The following is a 9891-nucleotide window of genomic DNA, read 5'->3' as shown; positions in this document are numbered from 1 at the left end:
GTCGCCGGCCACCCGCCGGCGGGTGGCCGGCGACCGGCCCCGGCCTGCCCTCCGCGCGGGCACCGGCGGCCCTTGCCGCCGAACCCGCAGAGGGCTGCGCGGGGCCCGCTGCGCCGGGCGCAGGCCCTCCCGAGTGCGGCCCTCCTTCTGCACGGGATGCGGGTCCGCCACCCTGCGCGGCGGCATCGGCCGGGACGGGCTGCCGCAGGCCGGCCCCGGAGCCCTGGGGACCGCGCGCGCCGTGTGCCTCTGGTTCCGGACCGCGCCCCGGGGGCGGCCGCTCAGGACTCGGCGCAGAGTTCGGCGGGCCGTCCCCCGCAGCCGCTTGCGAGGGCGCCCCGGTACCTGCACCGCCTGCGCCGGGTGCCGCCCCGCCGCCCTGGGCGGCCGTGTCGGTCGGGAAGGGCTCCCGCCGACCGGCTCGGGCCAGCCCGGAGGGGCCCGGACCGGGCGCCGGCGACCCTGCAGAGCTCGGCAGCGGCTCCGAAGGATCAGCCGAAGCCGGTGCCCCCGCGGGAGGACCGGCATCGGTCTCCGGTGCCGGGACGCCGGGTGCGGAGCCGGCGTGGTCCTCGCCGCCCCCGGCCGATCCGGATGTTGCGTCCGCGGCAGGGGCGCCCGGGTTCGGCCCGGCATCGCCACCGGGGGCGGATCCGCCGGCCGGTACGCCGCCGTCGGGGACCGCGGAGGGCGGCGCCTCCGGCTCGGGTCCGGAGCCGCCGGGATCGTGCACCGCGGGCGGGTCGGCGTCTGCGGGCGCCGCGGGGGGCTGCGCGCGCACGGGGGCGCTGCCAGCGGCAGGACCCGACGGTTCCGGGTGGTCCGGGGACTGGGATGGGCGCACGTCAGAGTCCCGTGGAGAAGGTTTCGCTGCGGGCGGCGAGGCGGTCGCGGAGGCGGACGGCGTCCGGGACCGGCAGTCCCGGGATGCGGGTGTCGGCGGTCGTGGCGGCGGTGCGCACGCGCACCGTGGCGATCCCCAGAGCCTGCTCCAGCAGGTCGGCGGTCACGTCCACCACCTGCATCCGGCCGTAGGGCACGACGGCGAGCTGGCGCACCGCGACGCCGCAGGTCAGGTAGAGGTCCGTAGCGCCTTCCGCGTAGCCCCACGAGCGGCGGATGCGGGACGCCGCAGCCCAGCCCGCGCCGAGAGCGACCGCCGCCGCCAGTACGGCGGCCAGCCCCCAGGCGGGGCCGAGCCAGAGCCAGAGGAATGCGCCGCCGAGCGCGCCGACCGGCAGCGCCGCGGCCAGCTGCACCAGCCGGCGGTACCAGTCGAGCCGCGCACTCACCCGCGACCACGTGCCGCCGTCGGGCGCCGCGAACGCGTCCGCCACCGCCACACCGTCCGGCACCAGGCCGACCGCGACGGCCGGCGAAGCCCCGGACCGCTGGGCGTCGCCTCCCGCAGCAGCGTCCGGCGCCGCGTACGCCGAAGCGCCGCCGGCGGTCGGCAGCGCGCCGGAATCCCCCGCGTGTCCGGGGGCGAACGCGGGACCGGGGCCGGCGTTCCCGGACGGCATCCCCGCCGCGGCAGGAGACGGGCCGTCCTCACCGGGGCCGGTCGGGTCCGCGGCGTCCTGCGGTGCGCCCTCCGGAGCGGACGGCAGCGCGGAGCCGCTGTCCGCCGGGGCGTCGCCGGCGGCGGAAGCGGGCGGTTCGGGGCGCGGCTCGGCGGCCGCTTCGCCGCCGGCGTCGTCGGGGCCGGGGCGCTGCGGGTCATCGGGTCCGGGGGCGGAGGCGGCGGGTTCCACGGGACCAGTCAACCATCCCTGCAGCGCGGCCCGCCGGACGTCACGCCGCGCCGGGCCCGCCGGGCGGGGCCGACTCGCCGTCGTCGGGCACCCGGCACGCCCATTCCAGCAGGTACCCGGCGCCGGTGAGGACCAGCGCCGCCGCCAGGGTGCCCGCGCTCATCCAGAAGTCCTGCTGCGGCAGCGGCGCGGTGAGGCGCTGCCCGAGGTACAGCGCCGAGCCGGCGAAGATCCCCGCGGCCAGCGCACCGACCAGGATGCTGGCCCGCGCCAGCGCGACCAGCCGGGCGGCGCTGAGCGGCTCCATCGGAACGGTGCCCGGGGCGCGCCGGATGCGGCGCCGCGTGTGCACCGCCGCGATCACCTCGCCCGCGGCGAGGAGCAGCAGGGTCGGCATCGCGGTCCACGGCAGCGGCGGGATGCTGCCGTAGACCTGCGCCACCACCAGGTAGGCCAGGGCCGCGGCGGCCAGCGCCGTGCCCAGCGGGACCCGCCACCCGATCGGCCCCATGCGGCGCTCGTCGTCCGGCGCCCCACCCGGTCGGTTCGGTTCCATCCCCGGCGTCCTCCCGCTCATCTGGTTGTCCGTCCACCGCTCCGGTGCCCGCCGCCGGCGGCGGTGGGCACCGGTCAGTCCGGCTCCGCCGGCGCCCGCAGCTCCAGGTCGGTACGGCGCCGCACGTCCTGGCCGCCGAGGGCGGCGAGCAGGTCAGCGACGCGGCCCCGGCCGGGCAGCACCGCGTCCGGGTCGGCGTCGGCCCACGGGCGGAGCACGAACGCGCGCTCGTGCGCCCGCGGATGCGGCAGGGTCAGTTCCGGGTCGTCGGCGACCGTGCCGTCGACGGCGATGACGTCGACGTCGAGCGTGCGCGGCCCCCACCGGACGATGCGCTCCCGGTGGAACGCCTGCTCGGCCGATTGCGCGATGCCGAGCACGGCCCGCGGCGCGAGCGCGGTCGCGCCGATCACCACGGCGTTGAGGAACCGGTCCTGCTCCGGCCCGCCCACCGGCGCCGTCTCGTACACCGGCGAGACGGCGACCGGCCGCAGCCCGCTGCCGGGCGCGAACAGCAGGTCGACGGCGCCCTGCAGCGCCGCCGCGACATCGCCCTGGTTGCCGCCGATGCCGAGGACGGCGCGCCGCTCCCCGGTGCCGGTCACCGGGGCTCCCCCGCGCCGGCCGGCCGCTGCCGGGCGGTGCGCGCGACGGTGACCGCGACGTCGGCGAACTCCAGCGGGATCGGCGCCTGCGGCTTGTGCACGGTCACCTCGGCCCGCGCCACCCCGGGCGCGGCGAGGCAGACGTGCGCGAGCCGCTCGGCCAGCGTCTCCAGCAGGTTGACGGGCTCCCCGGCGACGACGGCGGCCAGCCGCTCGGCCAGCTCTCCGTAGTGCACGGTGTCGGCGACGTCGTCGCTCGCCGCGGCGCGGGAGGCGTCCACGTCGAGCGCCGCGTCGACGGTGAAGTACTGCCCGTCGCGCCGCTCATCGGGATACACCCCGTGCCGGCCGAAGACGCGCAGCCCGGTCAGCACGATCCGGTCGGTGTGTGGCGGTCCGCTCATGCCTCGGTCGCGGTTCCCTGCTCGTCGTCTTCGTCATCGTCGTCGGTGATCACCGGCGAGGCGTGGTGCGACCAGAGCCGCCAGCCGCCGTCGGTGTGCACGAACATGTTGGTGGTGACCACCTGGCCGCCGGCGACGAACCCCGGGGTGTCCTCCTCGGCGGTGAGGACGTTCTCCTCGCAGGTCACCAGTGCGACGTCGCCGCTCACCCCGATGTGGGTGTCGGTGAGCACGTACTGGATGTAGGGCACGTTGGCCATGATCAGCGCCCACGCGCGCAGGATCTCCGCGCGGCCGCGCAGCAGGGGCCAGCCGGGGTTGACGCAGACCAGGTCGGGGGCGTCGTCCTCCTCGGCCCAGACCTGGTGCATGGCGTCGATGTCGCCGTTCTCGATGGCGCCGTAGAACTGCGCGTTGGCCTCGGCAACGCGCTCCATGACCTCCTGGCGCGACCTCAACGGCCGCCCTCTCCGGCCGCGGGGGCCGTCTCGGGCAGCGGGGCGGGCCCCGGCACGCCGCGTCCGGCATCGAGGTCCGCACCGCCCGATCTCCAGGCGGCGGCGACCCGCACCGCGTCGGCGTTGGGCCGGACATCGTGCACGCGGACCGCCCACGCGCCGGCGGCGGCGGAGAGCGTGGTCAGCGCGACGGTGGCGTCGTCGGATTCGGTGAACGGGCGGTCGGTACCGTCGGCTTCGGCGAGCAGCCGGCCGAGGAATCGTTTGCGGGAACCGGCAATCAGCAATGGGCGTCCCAGATCGTCGAATCGGTCGAGGTGCGCGAGGAGCTGCCAGTTGTGGGCCTGTTCAGGGCGCTTGGAGAAGCCCAGCCCGGGGTCGAGGACGATCTGCCGCGGGTCCACGCCCTCGGCGACGAGCGCCTCCATCCGGGCCGCCAGCTCGTTCCGGACTTCTCCGGCCACATCGGCGTAGACGGCGCGCTGCTCCATGGTGGTGCTGTGCCCGCGCCAGTGCATGAGGACGTAGGCCACACCGGTATCGGCCACCAGGCGGCCCATCCCCGGGTCGGCGAGTCCGCCGCTGACGTCGTTGACCAGCCGCGCGCCCGCCTGCACGGCCGCTTCGGCGACCGAGGCGCGCATGGTGTCGATGCTGACCGCAACCCCTTGGCGGGCGAGGTCCCGGACGACCGGAACGATGCGCCGGAGCTCCTCGCCCTCCGGGACGCGCGCCGCACCGGGCCGGGTGGACTCGCCGCCGACATCCACCAGATCGGCTCCCTCGGCGACGAGCTGCAGCCCGTGCTCGACGGCGCGGCCGTGGTCGAACCACGCGCCGCCGTCGGAGAAGGAGTCGGGGGTGACGTTGACGACCCCCATGACCAGGCACCGGTCTGCACTGGGCAGACCGGGGAGTTCGGATAGCGGTGACACCATGCCCCTCACCCTATGAGAGACGGTCCGTTCTGCGCGGCACAGCTCCGTCCCGAGTGCCGCCGCGTGCCGCGCCCGCCCGGGGGCGCGGAGGTGCCGTGCCGCGCTCCCTCCGGGCGCGCCGGACCCGCACCCGCGTCCCGCGCAGTGCGCGGCGGCCGGCCGCGCACCGTCCCGCCCGAACACCGGAAAACCGCCCGCCGCCGCAGGTCAGCGGCGCGCGGGCGGTGGATGCGGCCGGCGTGGAGGCGTGTGCGGCGCCGGGCTGCCGTCAGCGGTTGCCGAGGATCAGGCTCATCGCCTCGGCGCGGGTGCGGTCGCGGTTGCGGAAGTCGCCCCGCACCGCGGAGGTGACGGTCTTCGCACCGGGCTTGCGCACGCCGCGCATCGTCATGCACAGGTGCTCGGCCTCGATGACGACGATCACACCGCGCGGCTCCAGGTGCGCCATCACGGCGTCGGCGACCTGGGTGGTCAGCCGCTCCTGCACCTGCGGACGGCGCGCGAACACGTCGACCAGGCGGGCGAGCTTGGACAGCCCGGTGATCTGCCCCTGGGCGTTGGGGATGTAGCCGACGTGCGCGGAGCCGTAGAACGGCACCAGGTGGTGCTCGCAGGTCGAGTAGAGCTCGATGTCCTTGACGAGCACCATTTCCTCGTGCTCCGCCTCGAAGACGGTGCTGAGCACGTCCCCGGGCCGCTGGCCGAGTCCGCTGAACTGCTCGGCGTAGGCACGGGCGACGCGGGCGGGGGTCTCCAGCAGGCCGTCCCGGTCGGGGTCCTCGCCGATGGCGATCAGGATCTCCCGGACGGCCTTCTCGATCCGCGCCTGGTCGATCCCCTGCTCGGACGGGTGCACCAGGTCCGCGCCGGCCTCCACCGGGAGCCCGGGTCTGTCCCCGGGGCTGTGCTCGGTCACTGCTGCTCCTCGCCGGGCGCGCCGCCGTCGCGGCCTCCGCCCTCGTCGCCGGCGCTGCCGCCGCCGGCGTCCTCGGTGCTCTCGGTCTCCCCGGTGCCGGACTCGCCGTAGGTGCTGCGGCCGTTGCTCGCCCCGGGCGAGTCGCCGGCCAGCCCCTCGACGTCCTTCGGGCCGATGAGCGCCAGCTCCTTCGGGGTCTTCACCGGCGGCACCGCGGACGGCTGCCGCTTGCCGTAGCCGGTGAACGAGCCGCGGGACGGCCGCTTCTCCACCGACGCGAAGACCTCCAGCACCTGCTCCTTGGAGAGCGTCTCCTTGTCGAGCAGCTGGACCACGAGGTCGTCGAGTACATCGCGGTAGCGGTTGAGGATCTCGTAGGCCTCGTCGTGCGCGGACTCGATGAGGCGGCGCACCTCCTCGTCGATGAGGGAGGCGATCTCCTCGGAGTACTCGCGGGCGTGCGACATCTCTCGGCCGAGGAACGGCTCGTTGCTGCCGCTGCCGAACTTGCGGGCGCCGAGCCGCTCGCTCATGCCGTACTCGGTGATCATGTTGCGGGCCAGCGAGGTGGCCTTGGCGATGTCGTCGCTGGCCCCCGTGGTGGGCTCGTGGAAGACCAGCTCGTCGGCGGCGCGGCCGCCGAGCATCATGGCCAGCTGGTCCATCATCTGCGAGCGCGTGGTGATGAACTTGTCCTCGACCGGCAGCGACATCGTGTACCCGAGCGCCTGGCCGCGGGGGAGGATCGTGACCTTGTGCACCGGGTCGGCGTTGGGCAGCGCGTGGCCCACGAGTGCGTGGCCGCCCTCGTGGTAGGCGATGACCTTCTTCTCGGCGTCGCTCATCACCCGGGTCTTGCGCTCCGGCCCCGCCATCACCCGGTCGATCGCCTCCTCCAGGGTGGCCATGTCGATCGTGGTGTGCCCGGCGCGCGCGCTGAGCAGCGCACCCTCGTTGACGACGTTCTGCAGGTCGGCGCCTGTCATGCCGGGCGTGCGGCGGGCGAGGACGTCGAGGTCGACGTCGTCGGCCATCGGCTTGCCCTTGGCGTGCACCGAGAGGATGCCCTTGCGGCCGGCCATGTCGGGGCGGTCCACCACGATCTGGCGGTCGAACCGGCCCGGGCGCAGCAGCGCCGGGTCGAGGATGTCGGGGCGGTTGGTGGCGGCGATCAGGATGACGCCGGTCTTGACGTCGAAGCCGTCCATCTCGACGAGCATCTGGTTGAGCGTCTGCTCGCGCTCGTCGTGGCCGCCGCCCATGCCGGCGCCGCGGTGCCGGCCGACGGCGTCGATCTCGTCGATGAAGATGATCGCCGGAGCGTTCGCCTTGGCCTGCTCGAACAGGTCGCGCACGCGGGAGGCGCCGACGCCGACGAACATCTCGACGAAGTCCGAGCCGGAGATCGAGTAGAACGGCACGCCCGCCTCGCCGGCCACCGCGCGAGCGAGCAGGGTCTTGCCGGTGCCGGGCGGGCCGAACAGCAGCACGCCCTTGGGGATCTTGGCGCCCATCGACTGGAACTTGGCCGGGGCCTGCAGGAACTCCTTGATCTCCTGGAGCTCCTCGATGGCCTCGTCAGCGCCGGCGACGTCGTCGAAGGTGCTCTTCGGCGTGTCCTTGCTGATGAGCTTCGCCTTGGACTTGCCGAAGTTCATCACCCGTGAACCGCCGCCCTGCATCTGGTTCATGATGAACAGGAAGATGGCGATGATGATGATCAGGGGGAGGAAGCTGAACAGCAGGGAGGTGAAGATACTCTCCTGCGGCACCTCGATGTCGAAGGACTTGAGGCTGCCTTCCTCCTGCAGCTCGGCGAGGCGGTCGGCGATGGGCTTGCCCTGGCCGGTCACCCAGTACGCCTCGAGCACATCGCCGTCAGCGGTGGTGAGCTCGATCCGCTGTTCCTTGTCGACGAGCTTGGCCTCGACGACCTCGTTGTCGTCGATGGTCTGGAGAACGGTCGAGGTGTCGACCTTCTCCGGGCCGCCGCCGGCACCGAACCCGGTGAACTGGAAGACAGCGAAGAGCAGGAGGCCGGTGGCGAGAATCCACAGCCACGGCCCGCGGTACAAGCGCTTGAGATTCATCGATACGGAACCCCGCTGGGTCCGTCCCTCCTGAACAGGCGGCCTCACCCGGGCGCCGCGCGGCGCACTTAGGCCGGACTATCGGACACGTCTTTCCCATGGTGGAGCCGGGATCACGACGGTACACCCCGCCGCTGCCCGCGGCACTCGCGCGCCGCAGGGCTCCGCTCCCGCCCACCGGACCAACGCGCGCGGTGACGGAGATGTTCCCCCGCGCGCTCCGCGGCGCGCCGGAGCGGCCTGCGGAGACGGGGCGGCGGGCGGGGCGTGCGGTCAGCGGTACACGTGCGGCGCGAGCGTACCGATGAAGGGCAGGTTGCGGTACTTCTCGGCGTAGTCGAGGCCGTACCCGACGATGAACTCGTTGGGCAGGTCGAAGCCGATGTACTTGACGTCCAGGTCGACGTCGATGGCGAGCGGCTTGCGCACCATCGTGCACACCTCCACCGAGGCCGGGCCGCGCGAGCGCAGGTTGCCGACCAGCCAGGACAGCGTCAGGCCGGAGTCGATCACGTCCTCGACGATCAGGACGTGCCGGTCCTTCAGGTCGGCGTCGAGGTCCTTGAGGATGCGGACCACACCGGAGGAGGTGGTGCCGGCGCCGTAGGAGGAGACGGCCATCCAGTCCATCTCGGCGGGGTGGGACAGCTGCCGCGCCAGGTCGGCCATCACCATGACGGCGCCCTTGAGGACGCCGACCAGCAGCAGGTCCTTGCCCGCGTACTCGGCGTCGATGTCCCGGGCCAGCTCCCCCAGGCGGTCGCTGATCTGCTCTTCGGTGACGAGGACCTTCTCCAGGTCCTCACCCATGTCCTTGGCGTCCACGCGCTCTCCGCCCTCTGTTCGGCTGCCTGATGTCTGCCGCCTGCCGGGTCCGGCTCTGCTGTCCGGCACCGCAGGTCGGCCCTGCTTTCCGGCGCTGCTGCCCGGCGCTGCGTCCGGGCCTTCGTCCGGCGCACCGCTCCGGTTGCCGAATGCTCCGCCCCGGTCGGCACCGCAGCCGGGCCGCCCAGGGAGCGGCCGGTACGGCGGTCCCGCCGGGCTTGCGGCGGCTCCGCCCGGCCGGCCGGGTCCGCGGCCCGGTGCGCGCCGCCGCAGCGGCGCCAACCAGGATCGCAACCAGGATAAAGGGGCGCGAACCCCCCGAGGCTCGTGCCCTGCCGGAGGACCGCGCACCGTTCACGCGCCGAACTCCACGGCACCGCCGCGGCGGCGGGCGCGGAGCCCGCCGGGCAGGTCGATGTGGGTCTGGCCGCGCCAGTCGGCGACCAGCCGGTCAAGTTCGGCGACGTGCGCGGCAGACAGGTCGCCGGCCGGGCTTCCGGCCGCCAGCGCGGCGCTGCGCATCACCCGCGTGCGGACGGCGCGCGGCAGCGCGGCCAGCGCGGCGGCGTCGAGCCGCGGGCCGGGGCTGGACACCCCCCGTTCCGCCGCCCCGGGGGGACCGGCTTGGGCGCCGGCAGCCGCAGCGCCGGGCGCCTCGGGCGGCACTGCGCAGTCGGCCGCGGCACGCTGCGCCCAGGCGTCCAGCGCGTCGGCGTCGTCGCGGAGCAGCCCGGCCGTGCGGGCGAGCGCCGCCGCGGCACCCGGGCCGAGCGCCGCCTCCAGGGCGGGCAGCGCCGCGTGCCGCACGCGCGAGCGGGCGAAGGCCGGGTCGGCGTTGTGCGGGTCCTCCCAGTGCACGAGCCCCATCTCGGCGCAGGCGCGGCGGACCGTCGCCCGCGGCAGGCCGAGGAAGGGGCGGAGCCGGTTCCCGGACCGCGGCGCCATGCCGGACAGCGAGCGCGCACCGGAGCCGCGGGCCAGGCCCAGCAGCACGGTCTCGGCCTGGTCGTCGGCGGTATGTCCGAGCAGGAGCGCGGCGGCGCCGAGGCGGTGCGCGGCGGCGTCCAGCGCGGCGTAGCGGGCATCCCGGGCGGCGCCCTCCGGTCCGCCCGAATCACCGACCTGCACCGTCTCCACCGCGACCGGGTCGAGGCCGAGCGCCTCCAGTTGCGCCGCTGCGGCGCGGGCGCGGCCGGCGGAGCCGTCCTGCAGGCCGTGGTCGACGGTGACGGCGCCGGCGCGCAGCCCCATCCGGGGGGCGGCGAAGGCCGCGGCGCCGGCCAGGGCCAGCGAGGCGGCGCCGCCGCTGCACGCCACCAGGACCAGCGCCCCGGGCGGCAGGCCG

Annotated in this window: 10 protein-coding genes; all 10 read right to left on the bottom strand. The window is 75.1% G+C overall.

What is annotated here, in order from left to right; all coding sequences use genetic code 11:
- Positions 1-845: 845 nt before the first annotated feature.
- The 10 genes from ACYVGT_RS27810 to tilS all read right to left on the bottom strand — a co-directional run bounded on the left by ACYVGT_RS27810 (position 846) and on the right by tilS (position 9887).
- Entirely contained in the window at positions 846-1754 is a 909-nt protein-coding gene (locus ACYVGT_RS27810; protein ID WP_460863757.1) for a PH domain-containing protein, read from the bottom strand.
- 40 nt (positions 1755-1794) lie between these two features.
- Positions 1795-2310 carry a DUF3180 domain-containing protein gene (locus tag ACYVGT_RS27805; RefSeq protein WP_460863756.1) on the bottom strand — a complete coding sequence of 172 codons (516 nt, stop codon included), beginning with the start codon at positions 2308-2310 and terminating at the stop codon, positions 1795-1797.
- Positions 2311-2384: 74 nt separating this feature from the next.
- Entirely contained in the window at positions 2385-2915 is a 531-nt protein-coding gene (folK, locus tag ACYVGT_RS27800; RefSeq protein ID WP_460863754.1) for a 2-amino-4-hydroxy-6-hydroxymethyldihydropteridine diphosphokinase, read from the bottom strand.
- Entirely contained in the window at positions 2912-3319 is a 408-nt protein-coding gene (folB, locus tag ACYVGT_RS27795) for a dihydroneopterin aldolase (RefSeq protein ID WP_460863752.1), read from the bottom strand. The genes folK and folB overlap by 4 nt, the downstream gene beginning before the upstream one ends.
- Entirely contained in the window at positions 3316-3777 is a 462-nt protein-coding gene (locus ACYVGT_RS27790; RefSeq protein ID WP_460863750.1) for a nuclear transport factor 2 family protein, read from the bottom strand. Before ACYVGT_RS27790 ends, folB begins: the two co-directional genes overlap by 4 nt.
- On the bottom strand, positions 3774-4715 hold the full coding sequence (gene folP / locus ACYVGT_RS27785; protein ID WP_460863748.1) for a dihydropteroate synthase: 942 nt from the start codon (positions 4713-4715) through the stop codon (positions 3774-3776). Before folP ends, ACYVGT_RS27790 begins: the two co-directional genes overlap by 4 nt.
- Before the next feature lie 268 nt (positions 4716-4983).
- Positions 4984-5592: a GTP cyclohydrolase I FolE gene (folE, locus tag ACYVGT_RS27780; protein WP_460863763.1), complete on the bottom strand. Its 609-nt coding sequence runs from the start codon at positions 5590-5592 to the stop codon at positions 4984-4986.
- A gap of 35 nt (positions 5593-5627) precedes the next feature.
- A complete protein-coding gene (gene ftsH / locus ACYVGT_RS27775; RefSeq protein ID WP_460863745.1) occupies positions 5628-7721 on the bottom strand; it encodes an ATP-dependent zinc metalloprotease FtsH in 2094 nt (697 codons plus the stop codon).
- A gap of 273 nt (positions 7722-7994) precedes the next feature.
- Positions 7995-8546 (bottom strand): hypoxanthine phosphoribosyltransferase, encoded by a 552-nt coding sequence (gene hpt / locus ACYVGT_RS27770; protein WP_460863743.1) that lies wholly within the window; start codon positions 8544-8546, stop codon positions 7995-7997.
- Between the two features lie 354 nt (positions 8547-8900).
- A complete protein-coding gene (gene tilS, locus ACYVGT_RS27765; RefSeq protein WP_460863760.1) occupies positions 8901-9887 on the bottom strand; it encodes a tRNA lysidine(34) synthetase TilS in 987 nt (328 codons plus the stop codon).
- Positions 9888-9891: the final 4 nt, after the last annotated feature.

Source organism: Nocardiopsis coralliicola, assembly GCF_054779695.1.
This window is presented reverse-complemented; position numbering and strand designations above follow the sequence as displayed.